A 24,362-nucleotide genomic window follows, 5' to 3' on the forward strand; every position below is an offset into this window, starting at 1 on the left:
AAACAATAATTATTATTCATTAAAACCAGCAACTATTAAAGTTATATTATCAAGACCACCACTGCTCAGTGCTTGCTGAAGAAGCTCATCTGCCACTTTTTCTACATTAGTATGTTTATTAAAAACTGTTTTAATTTCTTCTTCTCTGATCATATCTGTTAAACCATCAGTGCAAATTAATATATACTCATCGCCAGAAATATCAAGCTGCCCTTTATCTAAATCCAGTTCAGATTCTAATCCTAAAGCCTGAGTAACTATATTTTTTTTAGGATGATTAAAAGCTTCTTCTTTAGTGATTTTGCCTTTCCTTAATAAATCAGCAACAAGCGAATGATCCTCAGAAATTTTCTTTAAGGTTTTATTACTTTTATTATAAAGATAAATGCGGCTGTCACCTAAATTAACATAATAAAGCCTCTGGTTACAAACAATTACAGCAGCAAATGTAGTTCCCATCCCCTGATAATCAATTTTTTGCTTACTTTTTTTAATAATAGCCTGATTTATTTCAAAGGTCAAATCGCTCAGACTTGCCAGTGGATTTGAAAGTTCAAAGTTAAAATCTGCTGCAAAATCCACTGCAGTCTGACTTGCCACTTCTCCAGCAGCATGTCCCCCCATGCCATCAGCAACCATAAAAAAATCAATATCACTATTTATAAAATAATTATCTTCATTTGCGCTGCGTTTTTTCCCTTTATCAGTTAAAGCTTTAAACCGCATTTTTTTCCTCCTTAAAATTATAAGCTATTTTCTTTTCTTTTAAGCTGACCGCAGGCTGCATCAATCTGAGTTCCCATTTCTCTTCTTAGAGTAACCTGAATACCATTATTAGCCAGAGTTTCATAAAATCTATCTATTACTTTCTGTACAGGTCTTTCAATACCCAGCTCTGGCACTGGATTCGCAGGAATCAAATTTACATGACAGTTTATTCCTCTGAGTAATTCGGCCAGCTGAACAGAAAGCTCAGGACTATCATTAACACTGTCCATTAATACATATTCAAAAGTAACTCTTCTTCCTGTTTTTTCTATATACTCCAGAACTGCTGTCAATAACTGATTTATATTATATTTTTTATTGATCGGCATTATTTTATTACGAAGACGATCATTTGGGGCATGCAGAGAAACTGCAAGACCAATTTGATCGTTAACCCGGGCCAGCTTTTTTATTTCAGGCACCAGTCCGGCTGTCGAAATAGTCATTTTTCGCATCCCGATATTCAGTCCGTTATCAGCATTTAAAATTTCTACCGCTTTCATTAAATTATCAAAATTTGCCAGTGGCTCACCCATTCCCATAAATACAATATTGCTCAATCTTGGCTCAGCAAAATTTTGACCGCTTATATCCTTCTGTACTTTAATAACCTGATCAACTATCTCTCCAGTGCTTAAATTTCTCTTTAAACCATCAATTCCTGTGGCACAAAAAGAACATCCCAGGCCACAGCCAACCTGAGTCGAAATACAGGCACTGTGACGACCTGATTCTGGAAAAGGAAGATAAACCCCCTCAATATTTTGATCATCTTTTAACTGCCATAGATATTTAACTGTGCCGTCAACTGCTACACTTCTTTTGATTTCTTCAATATCTGTTAAAATGTAATTTTCATCAAGAAATTTACGCATTTTTTTTGGGATATTTTTCATTTCCTCAGTACTGGAAACTCCATTTTTATAAAGCCAGTTAAAAACCTGTTCGCCCCTATATGAGGGAAAACCTGCATTTTTTAATTCATCTATTAGTTCACTTCTATTTAACTCTTTTAAATCCTTCATCTTAAATTTAATCACTCTCCACTTTTTTTAATAATGCAAAAAAGAAACCTTCCGAATCTACCTCTCCGGGTAAAAGTTCCAAATATTTATTTTTATTCTCTATTGTAAGACTGCTGATTTCATTTAATTTTATATTCAAATCCATCAGTTTAAAATCACTATTTTCCTGCAGAATTCTTTCAATTAAATCTTGATTTTCTTCCCGCGTTAGAGTACAGGTAGAATATAATAACTGCCCATTTTTTTTAAGTTTAGATAAATTATTATTAAGAATCCTGTATTGAAGATCTGCCATTTTTCTAATAACTGAGCGATCCTTTTCCCATTTAATTTCAGGCTTTGAAGAAATAAGACCAAGTCCTGAACAAGGAAGATCTGCAAGAATTCTATCATATTTTTTATCATCTTCATATTTAGCAGCATCAGCAATTTTTAAGTTAACATTCGTTACTCCCAGTCTACTTAAATTATCACTTACCAAATTAAGACGATGTTGACTGATATCTAAAGCAGTAATTTCACCGGTATTATTCATAATTTCAGCTAAATGAGTTGTTTTGCCACCTGGAGCAGCAGCAAGATCCAGAACCTGCATCCCCTCTTTTACATCCAGCAGTAAAGAGGCAAGTCCAGCAGATGTTCCCTGAATATACGCCCCACCTTTTTTAAATACTTGAGTCGCTGCAGGATTATTTATTTTTTTTAACCTAAAAAAAGAATCTAAAAAAGTTTTTTCGTATTCAATACCGTCAGCTTTCAAAAGCTGAAAAAATTCCTTTTCAGTCATTTTCAACGAATTATGACGGTAAGTTACCTCAGAACGTTTATTGCCAGCATTTAATATTGTTTCTGCACTTTCAAACCCATACTGTTGAACAAATTTATTAACCATCCAGATAGGATATGAATACTTAACTGATAAATATTTTTCGGGATTTTTAGCTTTAGCTGGAAGTGCCAATTTATCATGCTGACGGTTAATGTTTCTTAAAACTCCATTAGTAAAGGATACAGCTCCTTTTTTAGAGTTTGGAAGAATAGTCTTGACAGCCTCCACACTCTCATAAATAGCAGCTCTTGCAGGAACTTTATCAAGAAAAAAGAGCTGATAAACACCAATTCTCAGCCCCATCAATACTTCTTTATCCATTTTAACCAGCGGGGTTTTTGAATAATTGTCAATTATAAAATCTAAATATAGTTTATTTCTAATTACCCCATAAAAAATTTCTGTAAAAAGACTTTTATCCCGCTGATCTTTTATTTTTTTCAATTCGGAATTCAGCAGCAAATTAGAATAACTGCCCTCTTCAACTCTAAGTAATGATTGTAAAATTTTCAATCTTAAATTTGACAATTAATCATCACCCAACCCTGCCAGTAGTAAAATTCTAAGCATATTGGCCAGTGCAACCAGAGTCGTGGCGACATAAGTAAATGCAGCTGCTTTTAACACTTTTTTGGCACCTTTAATCTCTGTATCAGTTAACACATCAGTACTCTTTAAATTGCTAATCGCCCTATTGCTTGCATTAAACTCAACCGGTAAGGTTACCAGGTGAAATAAAAACGCTGCCGAAAATAGTACAAATCCAGTCATGATCAAAAAATCTGCTCTGATAAAAAATCCAAATATTGCAAGTGGCAGTCCAAAACTGGAGCCTATATTTGCTGCTGGGACCAGGGAAGCTCTTAAAGAAAGTGGACGATAATTTTCCTTATCCTGAATTGCATGACCCACCTCATGAGCTGCCACACCTACAGCCGCTATGGAGCTATTATTATACACATCAGATGAAAGATTAAGTGTTTTATTTTTTGGATCATAATGATCACTCAGTTTTCCATCACTTTTTCTGATTTCTATATTCTCCAGATTATTAAAGGCCAGAATTTTCCGAGCAGCCTCAGCACCGGTTAAATTAGCACTTAACTGAATTTCATTATATTTATTAAAAGTATTTTTAACTTTATATTGAGCATAAACCGCAATTAAAATAGCGGGTAAAATCACAATCATTGTTGGATCAAAGAAAAACGGATACATAATAATAAACCTCCCTTTTTAAATTAACACTATAATTCAATTTTAATTAATTTCAAACTTATTATTTTCTTCAAGTTGATGTCCATTTAAGAAATCATCAACATCAAGTCTTTTTCCTCCTGGCAGCTGCAGTTTTTCTAAAGATAAAACTCCATCAGCTGTCTGGACAAGAATACCATCACTTTGATTGGCTCTAATAATAGTGCCGGGCATAAAGTTAGAATCTTTATGCTCAGAAACACTGCTCTTCCAGATCTTTATTCGATCTCCGTTGAGCTCTGTATAAGCACCAGGCCAGGGATTTACACCTCTAATCAAATTGTGAATATCCTCCGCACTCTGCTTCCAGTTAATTCTTCCCAGTGATTTATCAATTTTATAAGCAAATGTTGCCTCAGGATCATTCTGAGGAATTCTGGGTGCTTTACCAGCTACAATATCTTTTAAAGTTTTAACCAGCAAATCTGCTCCCTGCTCAGCCAATTTATCATGCAGTTCACCTACAGTCTCATTATCTTTTATTTGAACCTGCTGCTGATAAATAATATCTCCTTCATCCCAACCTTCATCCATATACATTGTTGTATTACCGGTAAGCTTTTTACCATCTATTATTGCTCTATGGATTGGGCTGGAACCCCTATATTCAGGCAGTAGAGAAGCGTGCAGATTGATACATCCATATTCAGGTATTTCAAGCAGTTCAGCACTTAATTTCTGACCAAAAGCAACTACTACTATAAAATCAGGTTCTATATCTTTTAATTTCTTTATAAAATCATCCTGATTAACATTTTCACTCTGCATAACATTTAAATTTAACGCAAGAGCTTTCTTTTTAACATCTGAATAGTGAACCTGCTGACCTCTCCCACTTTTTCTATCAGGTTGAGTTACCACAGCTTCAATTTCGATCTGCTCATCATTATATAAAGCCTCTAGAGATGGAACTGCAAATTCGGGTGTTCCCATATAAACTATTTTCATCAAATCACTCCACAATTTTTACAATTTTATCAACAAATAATACTCCATTCAAATGATCAATTTCATGTTGGATAGCTCTAGCTTCAAATCCTTCAGCCTCAAACTCTACCATCTCAGCATCTCTATCCAGGGTCCTTACTTTGATTTTTTCCGATCTAATAACATCACCGGTTTCTCCAGGAATACTCAAACAACCTTCTTCCATAATTGCTTTTCCTTCTTCTGCAATAATTTCTGGATTAATCAATACAATTTTGTTACCCTCTCTAATATCTACAACAGCAATTCTTTTTAAAATTCCTACCTGAGGAGCTGCCAGACCAACTCCATCTTCTTCATACATTGTATCAAACATATTATCTATAAGTGCAAGGGTTTTTTCATTTATTTTATCTATTTCCTTAGCTTTACTTCTTAATACTGGATCTCCAATTTCTCTAACCTTTAAAAGAGCCATAATATCTACCTCCTAAATTATATTATAACATTTGATAGGGATCTACATCAATACGAATTTCCAGTGATTGATCACCATTAATTTCCATAAATCTCTTTTCAATCAGCTGAATAATATATTCTCTATTTTTAATGGAACTGAATTTTAAAATTAACTGCCATCTGTATTTATTTCTAAGTCTGCTCAACACAGCAGGAGCTTCTCCAAATTTCTCTAAATATCTATCACTGTAATTATCCAAAAAAGCAGAAAGCTGCTGGCTGTATTGAGCAGTTTTTTCTTCGTCTTGACCACTGATAATAATATTTAAAAGTCTACAATAAGGAGGATAATTCCTGTTTTCCCTAACTGTATTCTCTTTCTGATAAAATATTTTGTTATCTGATTCTAAAACAGTATTAATACTATAATGTTCCGGCTCATAGCTTTGAATAATAAAATTACTTTCCTTACTATTTACAGATAAATTTTTTAATTGTTTTAATAAAAAGTAATTGTTTTCGGCTGCCCGGAAATCAGCACTATTTAAAGCAGTATCAGCAGAAATTACAGCTAAACATTTTAATTGATCATAAAACTGATTTTTTATCAAAATTGAGGTCCCAACTAAAATATCAATTTTCCCTTTTTTAAATAAATTAAGTCTTTTTTTAACTTCACTGCCAGTCAGATCGCTATCTACTCTGGAAATTCTTGCCTTTGAATATAATTCTTTTAATTCTACCATAATTTTTTCTGTTCCAATCCCGGCCTGCGAAATAAAGCTGCTTCCACATTCCGGACATTTATCAGGCAACTCTTTTTCCATTCCACAGTGATGACAGAGTAATTTTTGCTGTTCCTGATGATAGTTTAAAGAAATATCACAGCTGTCGCATTTAATTACATGTCCACATTTTCTGCAAATTATATAATTGGCTGAACCCCGTCTATTTAAAAACAAAATAACTTTATTGTTATCAGTAAGTTCTTTTGTTATTTGCTGTTTTAATTTTTGACTAATATCACTAAGATTTCCTTTTTCAATCTCTTTTCTCATGTCAATAATTTCTGTTTTAAGCTGACTCTTTTCAGCTTTAAAATTCAAATAATTATACTTGCCTTTTTGGGCAAGATATTTGCTTTCCAGTGAAGGAATGGTTGATTCTAAAACCAATAATGAATCCGAATTTTTAAGTCTTTTAACTGCCAGCTGACGAGCATGGTAAAGTGGATGTTCCTGTGATTTATAACTTTCATTATTTTCTTCCATTATGATTACGGCATCAACACGTTTAAAAGGAGCAAAAATAGCAGACCTGGCACCAGCAGCAATCTGAACCTTAGCTTTTTTTATTTGCTGCCACTGATCAAATCTCTCAGCCGGAGAAAGACTGCTGTGTAAAAAAGCAATTTTATCTGCAAAAAAATCATTTAATTGTTCTAAAAAAATATGATCTTTTTCGATTTCCGGTACTAGCAAAATAATATTTTTTTCGGCTGCAATTAATTCCTGCACCAATTTTATTATAAATATATATCTTCTTCGATTATTATTGGTCTCAAGTAGAAATGAATTATTATTTTGATGATCTTCTAAAATTTTTGACAGTATTGATTTTTCCTCTTTATTTAACGAAATATCAATTTTTGCTTCTGCTTTCAAATTACTATTAATGTTTATCTTTCTCAGCTTATTATCAGTATATAATTTAATTAAACCTCTGTCTATTAAACGGTAAACAGTTTGTCTAGAAGTTTCAGCAATATCTAAAACTGCCTTTAATTTATGATCTTGATTCTTATTCTCCAGCAGATACTTGAGAATTAAATACTGTTTTGGAGCTCTTCTTTCAATTTTCTTAAGTTCAGATTTAAAATCACTAACTTCTGGATTCAATTTAAGCATCTCAATCTGCTTTTTTTTGATTTTACCGTCAGTTATCCCTGGTGGCAAAGCACTTTTAATAACCTGAGCTAGATAAGCATGATAATAAGAAGCAGTCCAATAAAAAAGTTCCAGTAAATTCTGGTCAAAAAAACTTTCTTGATAAAGTAGAGATTCAACTTTTTTTAATTTTGACTTATCTACATCGGATCTGGCATCCGTTTCCACCACAAAAGCTGTAAGTTTACGTCTTCCGAATGGAACCCGAACCAGCTGCCCAATTTTAATCTTTGAATTTAATTCCTCAGGCAGCAGATAATCAAACTCTTTATTTAGTTTCTTTAAAGGTAAATCAACTACAACCTTGATTATTTGCTCCATGAAATTCCCTTTCTTAAACTTTATGAATTTAATATTTAAAAAGCCGAAGGCGGAAACCTTCGGCAGCAAATCAAAAATTTTCTTTATAATTTATTCTAAACCAGCTTTTTTCCTTAAGTTATCCACTCTATCAACTTTTTCCCATGGTAGTTTGAGATCATGTCGACCAAAATGACCATAAGCAGCTACCTGTTTATAGATTGGGTTTCTTAAATTTAGATTTTTAATAATCTGAGCCGGCCTTAAATCAAATTCATCTTTTACTATCTTTTCAAGTTGAGCTTCAGATATTACTGAGCTTCCAAAAGTATCGATCATAACAGAAAGTGGTTGAGCAACCCCTATTGCATAAGCAATTTGAACTTCACACCTTTCTGCCAGCTCTGCTGCGACAATGTTTTTGGCAATATATCGAGCAGCATAAGAAGCTGAACGATCAACTTTCGTTGGGTCTTTACCGGAAAAAGCCCCTCCACCGTGGTGAGCAGTTCCACCATATGTATCTACAATAATTTTTCTGCCTGTTAATCCAGTATCTCCATTTGGTCCTCCAATAACAAATCTACCGGTTGGATTAACCAGAATTTCAGTCTCTTCCTTTAGTAAGTCTGGGTCTATAATTTCCTTAATAACATGTTTAGTTATATCCTCTTTGATCTGATCCTGAGTCACTTTAGGATGATGCTGAGTAGAAACTAATACTTTATCAACATAAGCAGGTTTGTCATCTTCATAAGCTACTGTCACCTGAGTCTTTCCATCAGGCCTCAGATATTTAAGGGGTCCATTTTTCCTAACCTCAGCTAGTCTGCGAGCCAGCTTATGAGAAAGCATAATTGGCAGAGGCATTAATTCTTCTGTTTCATTAGAAGCATAACCAAACATTAACCCCTGATCTCCTGCTCCTAAGTCAAATTCTGATTTACCCTCTTTTTCTTCCAGAGAATGATCTACCCCCATTGCAATATCTCCGGACTGCTCATCAATAGCTGTTAAAACTGCACAGGTTTCACCATCAAACCCATATTTTGCTCTGGTATAACCGATTTCTTTGACCGTCTCTCGAGCAATCTTTTTTAAATCAACATAACAGGAGGTCGTTATTTCTCCTGCAATTAATATTAAACCTGTAGTAACCATAGTCTCACAGGCTACCCGTGCATCTGGATCTTTTTCAATTATTGCATCCAGGACAGCATCAGAGATCTGATCAGCAACCTTATCAGGATGGCCTTCAGTAACAGATTCTGAGCTAAACAAATATTTCCGTGTCATAATATCACCTTTCATCTATACTTATTCAAATCTAAAAGCAAATTTTGCTAAATATAATCAATAAATTTAGTTTAGCATATAAAATTTGAGCTGTCAATTTTGCTGGATTAATTTGATTTTCTAACTTTTCTAATGTAGTAAATCAAGGAAACTCCAATGAAGATAAGTAATAAACTTATTAGCCTGGCAACCTGAAAATCAAAAATTATCAAACTATCTGTTCGCTGTTCTTCTATTAAAAATCTAAAAACAGAATAAATTATTAAATAAAGCGAAAATACTTCACCATTTTTTTTATAATCAGAACGCAAATAAAAGAACAATATCAGAAAAAGGAAAAAATCTACTATCGATTCATAAAGAAAAGTTGCTTCCCTATATGCTCCTTTAATATACATCTGCTTTTTTATAAATTCTGGAAAAAAATTATAATAACTTTCAGCAACAATCTTGCCATATGCTTCCTGATTAATAAAGTTACCCCAGCGTCCTATTGATTGAGCTAAAGCCGTTAAAGGAGCGAGATAATCCAGAGCCAAAAAAAAGTTTTTATTTCTCTTTTTAGTCAACAGATAAAGAATCAAAACCCCTACTATTATACCCCCATGAATTGCCAGACCACCTTCATTAATGGCTATAATCTTTTCAGGGTAGTTTAAATAATAATCCAGATTAAAGATCACATAATAAAGCCTTGCGCCTAAAACACCAAGGGGAAAAGCTATTATTATGAAATCAAGGAAAAATTCGAAATCAAATTCTTTTTCACTTCTCAATAATAAGTTTAAAATAAAAAGCGAGATTATTAAGGCAGACACAATCAAAAAACCGTACCATCTTACTTCTAAAGAAAAGAATCTTATCAAAACTGGATCAATAATTTTTATCACCTATCTTAATAGCTTAAACATTCTTCATTTTTGGATCCAGTGCATCTCTTAAGCCATCACCCAGTAAATTAAAACCTAAAACACCAAAAATAATTGCCAGCCCGGGAAAAGTTGCCACCCAGGGAGCCCGCTGCAGAGAACTTCGGGCATCACTCAACATTGCTCCCCATTCTGGAGAAGGTGGTTGAGCTCCAAGTCCCAGAAAACTTAAAGCTGCAGCTTCTAAAATAGCTGTAGCAATACTCAGTGTTGTCTGGACAATTAAAGGTGCCATTGCATTTGGAAGTAAATGTTTAAAAACAATCCTTAAATCTCCTGCCCCTAATGCTTTTGCAGCACTTATATATTCGCTTTCTTTAATCGAAAGCACTGATGACCTTACAATTCTTGCAAAACGAGGAACATTAATAATTCCAATAGCAAGCATTGCATTTTTCAACTGTGGCCCTAAAATAGCAACAATTCCAATCGCAAGTAAAATACTGGGGAAAGCCAGCATAATATCCATAAATCGCATAATAACCATGTCTATTTTACCACCATAATAACCAGCAAGAAGACCAAACCCCACTCCAAAAACCAGAGCCAGTGATACTGAAACAAGGCCAACCTGAAGTGAAATTCGGGAACCATAAATAATACGACTCAAAATATCTCTTCCCATTTCATCTGTTCCCAGTAAATGTTCAGAAGATGGTGCTTTGTATCTTGCCAGAATGTTCTGCTCAAAAGGGTTATATGGGGCTAAAACTGGCGCCAGAACAGCTACCAAAATTAAAAATATTATAATACCCAGTCCTGCAATCCCAATCTTACTCTGTAATAATCTTCGCCAGGCTTCAAACCAGGGATTGGTATTCTTTTTCATTACTTTATTCTTTTTACTATCTGACATCTCGATAATCTCCTCTCCTACTCATACTGAATCCTTGGATCTACTAAAGCATATGATAAATCAACAATTAAATTTACAATTACAAAAACTCCTGCAAAAAATAAGATTCCTCCCTGTACTATCGGAAAATCTCTGGCATAAATTGCATCAACCAAGTATTTACCAAGTCCAGGCCAGGAAAAAATTGTCTCGGTCATTACAGCTCCACCAAGTAAAACTCCAAACTGAAGTCCCACAACTGTAATAATTGGTACCATAGCATTTTTTAGAGCATGCTTAAAAATTACAACTTTCCTCTTTAAACCTTTAGCATAAGCAGTCCGAATAAAATCTTTTCTCAAGACTTCCAGCATAGATGAACGAGTCATTCGGGCTATAATTGCCATCGGGATTGTACCCAGTGCAACTGCCGGTAAGACAAGATGATGTAAAATATCTTTTAAAGCTGAAAAATTCAACTGGAGAATGCTGTCAATAACATACAAGTTTGTTATTGGAGTAAAATCAAGCCCTACACCAATTCTTGATGAAGGTGGAAACCAGCCCAACTCAACCGCAAAAAGCCAGATAAACATCAATCCAAGCCAGAAAATTGGCATTGAAACTCCCATTAAAGCTATTAACATACTTAAGTTATCAAACCAGGAATTCTGGTTAATAGATGCAAAAATTCCGGCCGGTATCCCCACCAGAACTGCAAACATTATAGCAAAAAAAGATAATTCTAAAGTTGCCGGAAATCTCTGTGCTAATTCTGCACTAACAGGATTATTACTCATTATTGATCTACCTAAATCTCCTCTTAATAGATCTTTAACATAACGCCAAAACTGTACCGGTAGAGGATCATTTAAACCCATCTGTTCTCTCAGCCGCTGTAAAGCCTCATCGGTAGCCCTCTCTCCCAGCATAGTCTGAGCAGGATCACCAGGAATTAAATGAACAATTAAAAAAACTATAACTGCTACTCCAATTAAAATTGGAATTAAAGCTAGTAATCTTTTGATAATATAGTTAATCATTTCCTAATTACACCTTCCTATTCAAAGTTAATCTGCGGCTTTCCAGCCGCAGATTAATTTTTTGATTCAATTTTAATTTCTTTATTCTTCTAACCAAACTCTGTGTAACTTTTCAGTTCCTGTTGGGTTTGGTACATAATTTTCAACATTTGATTTTAAAGCAATTGGTGGTGTTGAGTGAACTAAAGGTACCCAGGGAGCATCCTTATGGATGATTTCCTGTGCTTCCATATAAAGCTCAACTCGTCTATCCTGATCCATTGTTTTTTGTGCTTCAACTAATACCTCATGCAGTTCTTCACTTTCATATGCATTATTACTATTAGTTTTATCTAAGAGCACATATAAGAAATTATCTGGATCACCATTGTCACCTGTCCATCCCAACATGTATGTTGGAGCTTCCTGATGTTCAGTCTTATCAAGGTAGGTACTCCAGTCATAAGTTACCAGATTAGCTGTAACACCAATTTCACTTAAATAACTTTGAATAGCCTGACCAATAAATTTACCCTGTGGAATATATGGTCTTGGTACCGGTAAATACCAGAGATCAAATTCAAAACCATCTTCATAACCAGCTTCAGCTAATAATTCTTTTGCTTTTTCTGGATCATATTCATAAGGTTCTATATTATCATTATAACCCCAGATAGAAGGTGGCATTGGGTTCTTTGCTGGTTCAGCTAAACCAGCATAAAAAGCATCAATAATTGCCTGCTTATCAATTGCATGGTTAAAGGCTCTTCTAACTCTTACATCATCAAAAGGTTCAAACTTAAAGTTCATTGCAAAATAACCAACATTCATACTTGGTCTTAAGGATAGTTTTAACCCATCAGAACTTTTCACTGCTTCTACATCTTCTGGACTTACTCCATCCATCATATCAATAGTTCCGGACTGTAATTCCATAAAACGAGCTGAGTTATCAGGTATTGAACGGAAAACAATTTCATCCAGATAAGCTCTTTCTCTCCAGTAATTTTCGTTTGCCTTCAGGATTACTCTATCTCCCTGACGCCATTCTTCAAGAGTATAAGCACCAGTACCTACAGGATGTTTAAAATAATTTTCCCCATATTCTTTGACAGCTTCCGGACTGGCAATTCCAAAAGGAACCATAGCCAGGTTGTTTAAAAATGGAGCCTGTTTTTCAGAAAGAACGAATTCTACTGTATATTCGTCTACTACATTAACTTCCTGAATAATTCCCGGGAAACCCTGGAACATATAACCATAATAGGTGAATTCTCCACCAATATGATAGGGATGATCTTCCAGACGCCAGCGATCAAAATTCCATTTTACAGCTTCTGCATTAAATGGATTTCCATCATGAAACTTTACGCCTTCACGTAAATTAAAAGTCCAGGTTAATCCATCTTCAGATACTTCCCAGTCTGTTGCCAGAGCTGGTTCTACTTCGGTTGTGCCAGGAGTATAATCAACAAGGGTATCATAAATCTGCTGAGTTACTTTAAAAGATTCTCCATCAGTCACCTGAATTGGATCTAAACCTACTGTATCTCCTCCACGGCCAAAAACAAGAGTTCCACCCTGTTCCTGTGCCATTACCCCTGTTACAAATACCGACATTACTACTAAAATAATAAAAGTTGTTAAAATTAATTTTCTCATACTAAGCTTCTTCCTCCTCATTTTTGTCTGTAATATCTTATTTTCGGGCCTTACAAAATGTTTTTATCACCTCCAAAAATTAATTGAAAGAATTTTTACAATAATAAATCTATACTTATATTTATTATATTTGATTTTTTGAATTAAGTCAATTATTTCGCAATAATATTTTCAATTAAATATAATAAATGTAAATTAAAATTACATTTATTTCCTTTCTGCATCAATTATATAATCAAATATTTTATGAGCCAGTTTTCCTTTTTCAAGCAGAGGTAATTTAGCACTTCCCTCTTCGCTTAATATAATAACCTGATTTTTATCACTGCCAAAAGCAATATTTTTATCACTAATATCATTTGCAATAATATAATCAGCCTGTTTTTTACTCAATTTAGCCTGGGCATTATCTAACAAATTTTCACTTTCAGCAGCAAAACCAATTAATAGCTGGTTTTTATTTTTGTTTTTGCCCAGTTCCGCCAGAATATCAGTTGTTCTTTCCAGTTCGAGTTTTAAACTGCCTTTTTCTTTCTTGATCTTCTGCGGGTTATACTTCTGAGGACGGTAGTCTGCTACTGCTGCAGCCATAATTATTATATCAGCACTCTCAGCTTCTTTAAATACCTCTTCTTTCATATCAGCAGCGCTTTCTACTCTGATAAGTTCAACACCTAGAGGTGATTTAAGTTCAGTTGGGCCAGAAATCAATTTAACCGCAGCACCTCGATAAGAAGCAGCCTGGGCCAGAGCGTAACCCATTTTGCCACTGGAATGATTAGTTAAAAAACGGACCGGATCTATCGACTCCCGAGTTGGACCAGCAGTAATAAGAATTTTTTTGTTTTTAAGATCCTTTTTTAAAAGTTCCCGTTTGATTTCTTCAACTAAACGTTCAGGATCAGGCAATCTTCCCTGTCCAGTATAACCACAGGCTAGATAACCGGCATCAGGGGTAATAATTTTATAACCTAAATCCTCTAAAGTCTGCATATTTCTCTGTACCACAGGATTCTCAAACATATGCACATTCATAGAAGGTGCAATCATTATTGGAGCTTCTGTAGCCAGAATTACTGTTGTCAGCAAATCATCTGCAATACCTGCCGCTGCCTTAGCAATAAAGTTTGCTGTTGCCGGTGCAATCAAAAACAAATCCGCTTTATCGGCCAGACCAATATGTTTTACTTCACTGGTAGTTGTGCTGAATAATTTACTTTCCACCGGTAAATGTGTTAAAGAATGAAATGTAATTGGTTTAATAAATTCAGTTGCCGATTCAGTCATAATTGTATAAACATTATGATTTAACTTGGTTAAACTGCTTGCAACCTGCAGTGATTTATAAGCTGCTATTCCTCCGGTTACTCCCAAAACAATATTTGCAGACATTTTTCTACCCCTTTGTTTTTAAATATGTTTAGTCAAATTTTTTATAATTTTCAGGTGCTAGACTAAATTATTTCTCTTTTCATAAGTGATTTTATCTTTTTCAATTTCTTCTAAACTTTGAGAAACTAATTTATGACTGCGGTATTCTTCTAATATTTTCTGACCGCTTTCATTGAGATGTCTTGCTCTTTTTGCCGCTAGGATAATAACTGTATATAAACTATCGGCTTTATCTACCAACTGTTCTGCAGAGGGTTCAGTAATCATTTTGAATCTCTCCTTTTTTGTTCCTTTATAATAATTTTTTTTATTTCTCTAACTGCATCTGATAAGCTATCATTAATAACTTCATAATCGTATTTATGTACTTCTTTTAATTCCTGGCGTGCATTTTTCAAACGTAGACTTTTACTTTTATCACTCTCTGAACCACGTTTATCAAGTCTATTCTCTAATTCTTCCAGAGAGGGTGGGACCAAAAAGATATAAACAGCTTCCGGATATTTATCTCGAACCTGTTTTGCACCCTGGGTATCAATTTCCAGAATGATATCTTCTCCATCTTCTAATTTTTGATCGACAAATTTTTTGGGAGTCCCATAATAGTGACCGTGTACCAGAGCACTTTCTATAAAACCATCATTTTCTTCAATTTCTTCAAATTCTGCTTCCGAAATAAAGAAATAATCCTCTCCCTCAATCTCACCCTTTCTTCTTTCGCGGGTGGTTGCAGAAACAGAATAGGAAACCCCATCAAAATTTCTAAACAGTTCGTCAAGCACAGTATTTTTCCCCACACCTGATGGCCCGGATAATACAAATAATAACCCCTTTGACATTAATTTATACCTCCACTTTATTTTTCGTCTTCTAAACGGTGTGAGACAGTTTCTGGCTGAATTGCAGACAGGACTACATGATCACTATCTGTAATAATAACCGCTCGTGTACGACGTCCATAGGTAGCATCGATTAACATTCCTCTTTCACGTGCTTCCTGAATAATTCTTTTTATAGGTGCTGATTCTGGACTAACTACTGCAATCACTCTATTTGCTGCAATAATATTACCAAAACCAATATTGATCAAGTTGACATCCATTATTTATACCCCCTAAAGTCTTATTTATCTAAAATAACTTCGCTCCTTATCTTTATTAATGATACCACAGCATTACTTTTTTGACAAGGGTTGAGCTGAGTCTTTGCTGCAAACGATTGTTTATTTAATTGACTCTCAGCTGAGTTTCTTTTATACTTAAATAAATATATTAAAGATTGGAGTGATCTGTATGGCCTTTGATGGAATTATGTTATCTGCTCTTAAGGATAATTTAAAGCAAAAAATCATCGGCGCCAGAATTGAAAAGGCTTATCAAATAGATAAAAAATATTTAATTATTCGTTTAAGAAATAATAATCAAAACTTAGAACTTTTAATTTCTACTGATCCTCAGGGAGCAAGAATCAATTTAACTGAGCTTGATTTTGACTTTCCTTCCTATCCACCTGATTTTTGTATGATGCTCAGAAAATATTTAAAAAATTCATATATTCAGGATATAATACAGCCGGATTTTGAAAGAATGATTAAAATTGAGATTGAAAAAAGAGGAAAAAAATACTCGTTAATTGCTGAACTAATGGGGAAATACAGTAATGTCATTCTTCTGGATGATAATGAAATGGTACTGGATGCAATGAAAAGAATTACTGAAAAACAAAATTCAGAACGACAGCTATATCCGGGTATAAAATATGAAAAACCTCCAGCACAGGATAAATTAAATCCTCTTAGTCTTACCAGTAAAGAAGAATTCCGGCAAATTATAAGCGAAGACTTTTCTCAAGCTGCTTTTAGAGCGGTAATGTACAATTTTAGAGGTATTGGACCATATTCAGCCCGCGAAATTGTCCATCGAGCTGGAATAGACCCTGCAGAAAATTATAATAATCTAATTAATTCTAAAAAAGATAAAATTGCCGAATCAATGCTGAATCTTTTTAGCGAATTTAAAAAAGGAGTCTACAGGCCAGTAATTGCCACTAAGACAGGTGAGGTAGACTACATTTCTGCCTTTATTCTTAATCACAGAAACCCCGAAAAAATTGAGGAGTTTGATGATCTTGATCAAATGATGGATTATTATTTTGAGGAATTTTTAAAGGATAAAGAACTAAATAAAAATATTAGAGAATTAAATAAAGTAGTTAATACTTATCTAAACAAAAATCTTAAGAAACAAAAAAAATTAAAAAAACAGCTTAAAGAAAGTAAAAATGCTAAAAAATATAAAAAAATGGGAGAACTGATAACCGCCAATATTTATCAGATTAATCGGGGAGATAAAAAAGCTGTGGTAAATGATTATTATAGTGAAGATCAGAACCAGATAGAAATAAAACTTGATCCTGCAAAATCTCCTTCCGAAAATGCTCAAAAATATTTTAAGAAATATAATAAATTGAAAAAAAGCGTAAAACATTTAAAAAGAGAAATAGCCAAACTAAGGCATGAAGAAAAATATTTAAAACAGGTAAGTATGAATATTGAGCAGGCTGAAACTTTAGATGATCTGGCAGAGATAAAAGAAGAATTAAAAGAAGAAAAGTATATTAAAAAGCAGAAACAAAACAAAAGAAATAAAGGAAGTAAAAAACTACCCCCACGTAAATTCATTTCCAGTGATGGATATCAGATATTGGTGGGAAGGAATAACAAACAGAATGATAGGTTAACTAAAAAAATGGCTAATAATGGTGATATCTGGCTGCATACCAAAGTTATTGCAGGCTCGCATGTGATAATAAAAAGAGACACCGATAAAAACCTCCCCGATAAAACTCTGAGACAGGCAGCAGCCATTGCTGCTTATTTTAGCAAAGCAAGAGAATCCACAAATGTTCCTATAGATTACACGCCTGTGGAAAATGTCAATAAACCTAAAGGGGCTAAACCCGGACTGGTCTATTATGAAAAGTATCAGACAATCTACATCGATCCAGCTGACAAAGAATTATTAAAACAATTAGCAGCAGATTAATTTCTGCTGCTCCATTTATTTTTAATTACTGCAATTGACTTAATGATAACAATTAATATAAAAATGGCAATAATTATTTTTATAATTCTCAGAGGATATTTCTGATAATAACTTGTTTCTTTCCTTAAAGTTAAATTAATCGGCAGAATATCATTTACAAGCTCTGTCTTTGCCAGCACCTTTCCTCGTTCATTTATATAGCCGCTTAAACCTCCACTTACTGTTCTAATTAAATCTGTTCTGCTTTCTGCAGCCCTGAAAACAGCAGCTGCAAAGCTTAAATTATTATATACCTTAGAAGCAGCTTTTTCTTCGGCAGCTACGTTAACAATTAAATTCATATCCTGAATCTGGTTGTTTTTTTTATTAACAACTGGAATAAAAATTTCTTCAGCAAAAAGATTAATGTAAGCTATATTTTTCACATCAATTTCAGCAGCTGAAACTGGCTGTTTTAATAAGTCAGGTTTATAGTTTAAATAATCAGCCATCAGCCTATTTATTTCTTTAAGATAGGGAAAATTAATTCCTGACATAATATTGCCCTGCTTATTAGTTCTTTTAATCATTTTCATATCTCCGGAAAATAAAAACAGAGAATTAAATACTTCTGCCTGATAATTTTGATCTTTAGCAGCTGCTGCTCCTAACTGAAGATAGGAAGTACCCAAACTCTCTTTTAATCTGGAAAAAAGCTGATCTCTATAATAATTATTTCTAATCAGATCAAAGCTGATACTCTTCTCTGGCATAAATATAACTTCATTTTTACTTTTTTTAACTAAATCTGTTAGATTATCAATTTCTTTTGCTATTTTATCAAAAAAACTGTCATCTCTAACAGAATCCGCTACCAGTAAATCAACTTTCTGTCTACTGATGTTTGCTTCCAGATCTGTTTTGGTAAAAAAAGGAACAGCTGCCACCACTATAAAAATCAAGATTAAGGGCACAATTTTTTTCCAGGCTGGCTCCAGATAAATTTTAACCAGATAAGAGGCAAATAAAACTGTAATAAATGAGACCAAAAAAACCCCACCATAACCAGCATACTGAACAACTAAAGGAAAAGCACTCTGGGTATAGGCAAAATAATTAAAGGGATTAAAATTAAAAAATTCAAATCGAAAATACTCCAGCACAGTCCAGCTTAAAGCAGCAATAAATGGACTGTAGGAATTTTGTGGCTGTAGAAATTTGTTTATAATCACCCAGCCAGCAAGCGGAAGTGCTGAAAATAAAAAATAAATAAATAAAATAACTAAATTAAAAGAAAAGGGCATTTTAAGAGCTGTATTAAGAGGTTGATAAAGCCAGTGCAGTGAAAAAACTGAATTCAAAAAACCAATCAATAAAGCAATTATAAAAGAATGACTGTAATCATAATCATTAACAAGATAAATTAGTGGTATAAAAGCAAACCAGCTCAAGAAAAATAAAGCTGGATAATAATATGGTGCTGTAAATAAAATTGATGATAAAATAATTAAAATAAATTCCATATTTCTGCCTCCAGAAATCATTATATAATATAAACTGAAAAAAGGCCAGCTATAATAGCCGGCCTCATGCATTCGAGCTGATTTTATTTACTTATGTTTAAGACTTTTCTCTCTTAACCTGTTCTATTATTTTATCACTGATATCTCCCGGAACTTTGTCATAATGAGAAAATTCCATATCAAAAGAACCATAACCACCTGTAATTGATTTCAATTCTACAGCATAATTAAACATTTCTGCCTGTGGTACTTTTGCTTTAATTATCTGTACTCCATCCTGAGGATCCATACCTTCAATTCTACCACGACGAGAATTAAAATCTCCCATTATATCTCCCATAAAGTCTTGAGGTACTGTAACTTTAACGGACATAATTGGTTCCAGTAAAACAGATCTGGCCTGTTCTAGCGCTTTTCTAAAAGCTTTTGAAGAAGCGATTTTAAAAGCCATTTCGGAAGAGTCAACATCATGATAGGAGCCATCATATAAGACTACTTTAAAGTCTACAACTGGATAACCTGCCAGAGCTCCCTCTTCTTTTGCATCTACAATTCCTTTTTCCACTGCAGGAATATACTGACCTGGAATTGCACCACCAAATATTTCTTCTTCAAATTCAAATCCTCTTCCACGAGGCAATGGTTCAACCCGCATTAGCACATGACCATACTGTCCACGTCCTCCGGATTGCTTTTTATATTTTTCTTCTACATCGGCTTTTTTCTGAATAGTTTCCCGGTAAGCAACCTTTGGTTCCTGAGTTGTAAAATCAACATCATATTTGCGCTGACATTCTTCTTTGATCATAATAAAATGAATAGTTCCCATACCATCACAAATTAATTCTTTTGTCACTTTATTATAATTAACTTTAAAAGTTGGATCAGAATCACTGTAGCGCTGTAAAGCAGAAGCCATTTTTTCTTCATCTATGCCGTCAGCTGGATATGCTGCTCTGCTGTACATTGGCTTTGGAAATTCAAGCTCATGATAATAAATATCTGTTTCAGGATCACGCATTGTATAAGAGGTAACCAGCTCATCCAATTTAGCCACAGCGCCAATTTCTCCTGCTGTAAGATCATCAACATTATCCTGATCTTTACCATTAAGTTTATAAAGTTTGGTAACTTTAATTTCTTCATCAATATTTGGAATATAAATCATATCATCCCGCTCTAATTTACCTGAAAAAATTCTAAAAATCGATAGTTTACCAATATAAGGATCCACCATTGTTTTGCAGACCTGAGCACTAAATTTGCTTTCTGGTTCAGGGCTGAGAACTTCTCCAGATTTAACTAGATGATCGGAATGAACTTCAGATGCTGACGGGAAAATCCTTGTTAAATCATCCAGGAATTTAGCTACTCCACAATTTTGTAACGCTGAACCTGCAAAAACTGGAACTAATTCCTCACCAGCAACTTCTTCTTCAAAAGCTTTAGTTAACTCTTTAATGGTTATTTTCTCGCCATCAAGATATTTAATCATCAAATCTTCTTTTAATTCAACTATTTCTTCGGTCAGTTTTAATTCATAATCCTCAACTCTCTCTTTTTCGGAATCCGGAACGGGAAAAGATTTTAATTCCCCATCAATATTTTTATAAAGTTTCTCATCTAATAAGTCAATGATACCTTCAAATTTACCATTTTCATAATAAGGAATAGTAACAATTGCAAAACTGTCATCATATGTAGACCGAAGTTCTTCGACAACTCGATCAAAATCAGCATCTTCCTTATCTACTTTATTTATAAACACAGCTTTTGCCAGATCATTTTTATCCGCTAATTCCCAGACATAACCTGTATTAACTTCAATACCGGCTGCAGCATCAACCAGCAAGACAGCACTTTCCACCATTCTCAGTGCACTGATAACCTCGCTGCGGAAATCTGCATAACCAGGGGTGTCAATAAAATGAAATAATTTATTATGCCATTCAAAATTAAAGTAACTGTTGTGAACTGAGTGTTTATGTTCTTTTTCAACTGCATTAAAATCAGAATGAGAATTTCCTTTATCAACACTGCCTGGTTCATCAATTACACCTGCATTATAAAGCAGCATTTCAGTCAGTGTTGATTTACCCGCACCTCCATGTGATATAAAGCAAAAGTTTCTAATGTCTTTACTAGTAATTTTACTCAATTTTTCCACCAGCCTTTCATATTATTGAAGTTTATTTGATTTGTTGTCAGGATAATTGATTTAAATATTCTGACATTATGCTTTAAAAAATTTTCTGTATTTTATTACTTCTACAATAGTTATTTAAATTCCTTTAATTTTGTGAATATTATTTTAAAAAATTAATCTACTCTGGCTATTTATTTTAAATTATAAAACAGCTGCAGAGTAGATTATTTATTTTTAATTTAAAGCCTATTTAACAGTTAATTATTTTCCTTTACCTTACTAGCTACATTCTCTCCCAACAAATAACATTTTTCCAGAATATCGCCACTCGGTGCAAATTGAGATTCAATTACAGGTTCTACCAGATTGCAGTTAACTTTTTCTTTAAAATCTTTAAGACGATCCAGAGCTCCACCACTCCAGCTGTAGGAACCAAAAATTCCAAGTACACGATTTCTCAAATTTCTACTTTCTAAACTTTTTAGTAAATATTCCATGGGAGGAAAAATCTCGGTGTTATAAGTACAGCTTCCCAAAACAATACCATTATACTTCCATATATCATTAATGATATATGAAATATCTTTCCGAGAAACATCAAATAATCTAATCTGTTCAATACCATTTTCCGATAAGGATCTCGCTACAGTTTCGGCCATAATTTTTGTATTACCATACATTGACCCATAAACAACAACTACCCCATTTTCTGTCTGCTGCTGGCTCCATTTATCATACTCATCAATAATATGAGCAGGATCCTCTCGCCATACCAGTCCGTGAGTAGTAGCGACCATTCCAATCTGATCAATTTCCTTGCGCAATCTGGAAATTGTTTTATGAACAACCGGACCATATTTACCAATAATATTGGAAAAATATCTTCTAATTTCATCTTCAAAATACTCAATATTTACCTCATCATCAAAGAGGTAACCATTTAGAGAACCAAAGCCTCCAAAAGCATCTCCTGCAAATAAAATTTTATCTTTTTGATCAAAGGTCATCATAGTTTCAGGCCAGTGAACCATTGGTGTCAGATAAAATTTAAGTGTTCTTGAGCCTAAGTTAAGTTCATCTCCATCTTCAATTACCATTGTCCCTTCGGTAATTCCATAAAAGCCTTCTAAAAAGTTCATAGTCTTGGCATTACCAACAATTTTCATTTCTGGAAACGCTTCTCGCATTGACTTAATAGAACCGGAATGATCAGGTTCCATATGATTAATAATTAAATAATCAACTTTTTTATCACCAATCACATCTTTAACTTTCTCCAGATATGTATCTGTATAATTAATTTTAACTGTGTCAATTAAAGCAACTTTATCATCATTAATCACATAAGAATTATAAGATATTCCTTCTGGCAGAGGCCACAAAGACTCAAATAAGTCAGTTTCTTTATCATTTACTCCAACCCAGTGAACATTTTCGCTAAGCTTAATTGAATTATACAAAATAACCGCCTCCTAAATTAATTTTCTTCTAAAATTGAATTTTTCCTGCAGTAAAGTTAATTTTCTTTTCTTAATTCAGCCAGAACATCTTTAAAATCAGATTTCAGTTCAGCTTCAAACTCCATTTTTTCCCCACTTACTGGGTGGTTAATAATTAATCTCTTTGCATGCAAAAGCTGCCTTTCAGCTTTAAGACTATTTTTAGAACCATATTTTTTATCCCCAACAATTGGATGTCCAAGATAAGAAAAATGAACCCTAATCTGATGAGTTCTACCGGTTTCAATCTTTACTTCAACCAGCGTATAATTTTTAAACTCTTCAATGATTTTGAAACGACTAACAGCATTTTTACTGTTTCGTTTACGAACAGCCATTTTTTTGCGATCATTTGGATCTCTTCCAATTGGAGCATCTATCTTACCTTTTTCATAGGCCAGATTTCCTTCAATAAGTGCATAATAATATTTTTCTACCCTTCTTTTTTTAAATTGCTGGGCCAAATTTTTATGGCTCCTATCATTTTTAGCAACAATTAACAGCCCTGAGGTGTCCTTATCAAGTCTGTGAACAATCCCGGGTCTTTTTACTCCATTAATTGCTGATAAGTTATCGACATAAGCCAGCAGTGCATTAACAACTGTATCATTGTAGTGACCTGGTGCAGGATGTACAACTCGATCAACCTCTTTATTAATCACTATTATATCCTGGTCTTCATAAACTATATCCAGCTCCATTTCGACCGCTTTAACTTTAGCATCTTTTTCTTTAACCTTAACTTTTACAAAATCCCCCACATTGATCCCATAACTTTTTTCAACTGAATGACCATTTACAGTGATCTCTTCTGCTTCAATCAATTTTTGAATAAATGATCGCGATAACTCAGAAATTTCCGCTGTTAAATATTTATCAATTCTTTTCCCCTGATCCTTTTTTTCTACTTCTAAACTGTATTCTTTCATTTAAACACCTCTATCTTCGTCGATCATTAATTGAAAAATCAAAATTAAGACTCCAAAAAATATAAATATATCTGCAATATTGATAACTGGCAGCTGGTAAAAATCAAATAAATCTACAGCAATAAAGTCCGTCACATAATGCATTAACATACGGTCAATCAAATTCCCCAGACTTCCCCCAAATAAAAAACTAAGAGCTATTTTTACAGAGAGTGAATCTGATAATTCCCATTTATAAAGATAAATAATAAATATTAAAAATAATACTGTAATCAGAATAAAAAATCTGTGCTGACCGCTTAAAATACCAAAGGCAGCTCCCCTATTTTTAACAAAAGTTAAATATAGATAATCTCTGATCAAAAATATTTTTTGAAACTGCTCAAAATTACTTCGAATTAAATATTTACTTAACTGATCAATTAAGATAATTACTGTAGATAAAATGACAATGAACATAAGCTCAACTCCAAATATAATTTTAACATATTGAAATAACTTAGACAATTACTAATTACTCTTTTATATTCGCGAATTATATGCTAAGATAAGAATTGGATGATTATTTTTGTGTCCTCTCAAATCCAAATATATA

General features: G+C 33.6%; 22 protein-coding genes. 1 reads left to right on the plus strand and 21 read right to left on the minus strand.

Going from position 1 to position 24,362, the window contains the following annotated elements:
* Positions 1-12: 12 nt before the first annotated feature.
* The 16 genes from BW929_RS08700 to remA all read right to left on the minus strand — a co-directional run bounded on the left by BW929_RS08700 (position 13) and on the right by remA (position 15,749).
* The gene (locus tag BW929_RS08700; RefSeq protein ID WP_076545038.1) at positions 13-726 is read right to left on the minus strand and encodes a Stp1/IreP family PP2C-type Ser/Thr phosphatase; all 714 of its coding nucleotides are present in this window, start codon (positions 724-726) and stop codon (positions 13-15) included.
* A 17-nt stretch (positions 727-743) separates the two neighbouring features.
* The gene (gene rlmN / locus BW929_RS08705; RefSeq protein WP_076545039.1) at positions 744-1,793 is read right to left on the minus strand and encodes a dual-specificity RNA methyltransferase RlmN; all 1,050 of its coding nucleotides are present in this window, start codon (positions 1,791-1,793) and stop codon (positions 744-746) included.
* 7 nt (positions 1,794-1,800) lie between these two features.
* Positions 1,801-3,150 (minus strand): 16S rRNA (cytosine(967)-C(5))-methyltransferase RsmB, encoded by a 1,350-nt coding sequence (gene rsmB, locus BW929_RS08710; RefSeq protein WP_076545040.1) that lies wholly within the window; start codon positions 3,148-3,150, stop codon positions 1,801-1,803.
* Positions 3,151-3,840 carry a zinc metallopeptidase gene (locus BW929_RS08715; RefSeq protein ID WP_076545042.1) on the minus strand — a complete coding sequence of 230 codons (690 nt, stop codon included), beginning with the start codon at positions 3,838-3,840 and terminating at the stop codon, positions 3,151-3,153.
* A gap of 42 nt (positions 3,841-3,882) precedes the next feature.
* A complete protein-coding gene (gene fmt, locus BW929_RS08720) occupies positions 3,883-4,827 on the minus strand; it encodes a methionyl-tRNA formyltransferase (protein WP_076545043.1) in 945 nt (314 codons plus the stop codon).
* 4 nt (positions 4,828-4,831) lie between these two features.
* Complete coding sequence (def, locus tag BW929_RS08725) at positions 4,832-5,284, minus strand: peptide deformylase (RefSeq protein WP_076545045.1); 453 nt, start codon at positions 5,282-5,284, stop codon at positions 4,832-4,834.
* Positions 5,285-5,306: 22 nt separating this feature from the next.
* On the minus strand, positions 5,307-7,532 hold the full coding sequence (gene priA / locus BW929_RS08730) for a replication restart helicase PriA (RefSeq protein WP_076545046.1): 2,226 nt from the start codon (positions 7,530-7,532) through the stop codon (positions 5,307-5,309).
* A gap of 90 nt (positions 7,533-7,622) precedes the next feature.
* Entirely contained in the window at positions 7,623-8,807 is a 1,185-nt protein-coding gene (gene metK / locus BW929_RS08735; protein ID WP_076545048.1) for a methionine adenosyltransferase, read from the minus strand.
* A 107-nt stretch (positions 8,808-8,914) separates the two neighbouring features.
* The gene (lgt, locus tag BW929_RS08740; protein WP_084566149.1) at positions 8,915-9,697 is read right to left on the minus strand and encodes a prolipoprotein diacylglyceryl transferase; all 783 of its coding nucleotides are present in this window, start codon (positions 9,695-9,697) and stop codon (positions 8,915-8,917) included.
* Positions 9,698-9,710: 13 nt separating this feature from the next.
* A complete protein-coding gene (nikC, locus tag BW929_RS08745) occupies positions 9,711-10,592 on the minus strand; it encodes a nickel transporter permease (protein ID WP_076545049.1) in 882 nt (293 codons plus the stop codon).
* A 17-nt stretch (positions 10,593-10,609) separates the two neighbouring features.
* Entirely contained in the window at positions 10,610-11,614 is a 1,005-nt protein-coding gene (locus tag BW929_RS08750) for an ABC transporter permease (RefSeq protein WP_076545051.1), read from the minus strand.
* Positions 11,615-11,695: 81 nt separating this feature from the next.
* Complete coding sequence (locus tag BW929_RS08755) at positions 11,696-13,255, minus strand: ABC transporter substrate-binding protein (RefSeq protein WP_076545053.1); 1,560 nt, start codon at positions 13,253-13,255, stop codon at positions 11,696-11,698.
* Positions 13,256-13,462: 207 nt separating this feature from the next.
* A complete protein-coding gene (coaBC, locus tag BW929_RS08760; protein WP_076545055.1) occupies positions 13,463-14,647 on the minus strand; it encodes a bifunctional phosphopantothenoylcysteine decarboxylase/phosphopantothenate--cysteine ligase CoaBC in 1,185 nt (394 codons plus the stop codon).
* Between the two features lie 57 nt (positions 14,648-14,704).
* The gene (gene rpoZ / locus BW929_RS08765; RefSeq protein ID WP_076545057.1) at positions 14,705-14,914 is read right to left on the minus strand and encodes a DNA-directed RNA polymerase subunit omega; all 210 of its coding nucleotides are present in this window, start codon (positions 14,912-14,914) and stop codon (positions 14,705-14,707) included.
* Positions 14,911-15,486: a guanylate kinase gene (gmk, locus tag BW929_RS08770; protein WP_076545058.1), complete on the minus strand. Its 576-nt coding sequence runs from the start codon at positions 15,484-15,486 to the stop codon at positions 14,911-14,913. Before gmk ends, rpoZ begins: the two co-directional genes overlap by 4 nt.
* Before the next feature lie 17 nt (positions 15,487-15,503).
* The gene (remA, locus tag BW929_RS08775; RefSeq protein WP_076545060.1) at positions 15,504-15,749 is read right to left on the minus strand and encodes an extracellular matrix/biofilm regulator RemA; all 246 of its coding nucleotides are present in this window, start codon (positions 15,747-15,749) and stop codon (positions 15,504-15,506) included.
* A gap of 190 nt (positions 15,750-15,939) precedes the next feature.
* On the opposite strand from remA, the gene BW929_RS08780 reads away from it, so the two are divergent.
* Positions 15,940-17,691 carry an Rqc2 family fibronectin-binding protein gene (locus tag BW929_RS08780; protein WP_076545061.1) on the plus strand — a complete coding sequence of 584 codons (1,752 nt, stop codon included), beginning with the start codon at positions 15,940-15,942 and terminating at the stop codon, positions 17,689-17,691.
* On the opposite strand, the gene BW929_RS08785 is transcribed toward BW929_RS08780, so the two are convergent.
* From BW929_RS08785 to lspA, 5 genes are all read right to left on the minus strand, one after another.
* The gene (locus BW929_RS08785) at positions 17,688-19,193 is read right to left on the minus strand and encodes a copper homeostasis protein CutE (protein WP_076545063.1); all 1,506 of its coding nucleotides are present in this window, start codon (positions 19,191-19,193) and stop codon (positions 17,688-17,690) included. The genes BW929_RS08780 and BW929_RS08785 overlap by 4 nt on opposite strands.
* A gap of 97 nt (positions 19,194-19,290) precedes the next feature.
* Positions 19,291-21,351 (minus strand): elongation factor G, encoded by a 2,061-nt coding sequence (gene fusA / locus BW929_RS08790; protein ID WP_076545064.1) that lies wholly within the window; start codon positions 21,349-21,351, stop codon positions 19,291-19,293.
* Positions 21,352-21,596: 245 nt separating this feature from the next.
* A complete protein-coding gene (locus BW929_RS08795; RefSeq protein ID WP_076545066.1) occupies positions 21,597-22,799 on the minus strand; it encodes an FprA family A-type flavoprotein in 1,203 nt (400 codons plus the stop codon).
* Between the two features lie 56 nt (positions 22,800-22,855).
* On the minus strand, positions 22,856-23,767 hold the full coding sequence (locus BW929_RS08800) for an RluA family pseudouridine synthase (protein WP_076545067.1): 912 nt from the start codon (positions 23,765-23,767) through the stop codon (positions 22,856-22,858).
* Positions 23,768-24,226 carry a signal peptidase II gene (gene lspA / locus BW929_RS08805; RefSeq protein WP_076545069.1) on the minus strand — a complete coding sequence of 153 codons (459 nt, stop codon included), beginning with the start codon at positions 24,224-24,226 and terminating at the stop codon, positions 23,768-23,770.
* Between the last annotated feature and the right edge of the window lie 136 nt (positions 24,227-24,362).

Origin of the sequence: Halanaerobium kushneri, assembly GCF_900156285.1 — a bacterium.
GTDB classification, from domain to species: Bacteria; Bacillota; Halanaerobiia; order Halanaerobiales; family Halanaerobiaceae; genus Halanaerobium; species Halanaerobium kushneri.

What these genes read in the sequence shown, in the direction of transcription:
- BW929_RS08700 (WP_076545038.1), bottom strand. Translation starts at nt 726, where the DNA reads ATGCGGTTTAAAGCTTTAACTGATAAAGGGAAAAAACGCAGCGCAAAT.
- rlmN (WP_076545039.1), bottom strand. Translation starts at nt 1,793, where the DNA reads ATGAAGGATTTAAAAGAGTTAAATAGAAGTGAACTAATAGATGAATTA.
- BW929_RS08715 (WP_076545042.1), bottom strand. Translation starts at nt 3,840, where the DNA reads ATGTATCCGTTTTTCTTTGATCCAACAATGATTGTGATTTTACCCGCT.
- fmt (WP_076545043.1), bottom strand. Translation starts at nt 4,827, where the DNA reads ATGAAAATAGTTTATATGGGAACACCCGAATTTGCAGTTCCATCTCTA.
- def (WP_076545045.1), bottom strand. Translation starts at nt 5,284, where the DNA reads ATGGCTCTTTTAAAGGTTAGAGAAATTGGAGATCCAGTATTAAGAAGT.
- priA (WP_076545046.1), bottom strand. Translation starts at nt 7,532, where the DNA reads ATGGAGCAAATAATCAAGGTTGTAGTTGATTTACCTTTAAAGAAACTA.
- metK (WP_076545048.1), bottom strand. Translation starts at nt 8,807, where the DNA reads ATGACACGGAAATATTTGTTTAGCTCAGAATCTGTTACTGAAGGCCAT.
- nikC (WP_076545049.1), bottom strand. Translation starts at nt 10,592, where the DNA reads ATGTCAGATAGTAAAAAGAATAAAGTAATGAAAAAGAATACCAATCCC.
- BW929_RS08750 (WP_076545051.1), bottom strand. Translation starts at nt 11,614, where the DNA reads ATGATTAACTATATTATCAAAAGATTACTAGCTTTAATTCCAATTTTA.
- BW929_RS08755 (WP_076545053.1), bottom strand. Translation starts at nt 13,255, where the DNA reads ATGAGAAAATTAATTTTAACAACTTTTATTATTTTAGTAGTAATGTCG.
- coaBC (WP_076545055.1), bottom strand. Translation starts at nt 14,647, where the DNA reads ATGTCTGCAAATATTGTTTTGGGAGTAACCGGAGGAATAGCAGCTTAT.
- rpoZ (WP_076545057.1), bottom strand. Translation starts at nt 14,914, where the DNA reads ATGATTACTGAACCCTCTGCAGAACAGTTGGTAGATAAAGCCGATAGT.
- gmk (WP_076545058.1), bottom strand. Translation starts at nt 15,486, where the DNA reads ATGTCAAAGGGGTTATTATTTGTATTATCCGGGCCATCAGGTGTGGGG.
- remA (WP_076545060.1), bottom strand. Translation starts at nt 15,749, where the DNA reads ATGGATGTCAACTTGATCAATATTGGTTTTGGTAATATTATTGCAGCA.
- BW929_RS08780 (WP_076545061.1), top strand. Translation starts at nt 15,940, where the DNA reads ATGGCCTTTGATGGAATTATGTTATCTGCTCTTAAGGATAATTTAAAG.
- BW929_RS08785 (WP_076545063.1), bottom strand. Translation starts at nt 19,193, where the DNA reads ATGGAATTTATTTTAATTATTTTATCATCAATTTTATTTACAGCACCA.
- BW929_RS08800 (WP_076545067.1), bottom strand. Translation starts at nt 23,767, where the DNA reads ATGAAAGAATACAGTTTAGAAGTAGAAAAAAAGGATCAGGGGAAAAGA.
- lspA (WP_076545069.1), bottom strand. Translation starts at nt 24,226, where the DNA reads ATGTTCATTGTCATTTTATCTACAGTAATTATCTTAATTGATCAGTTA.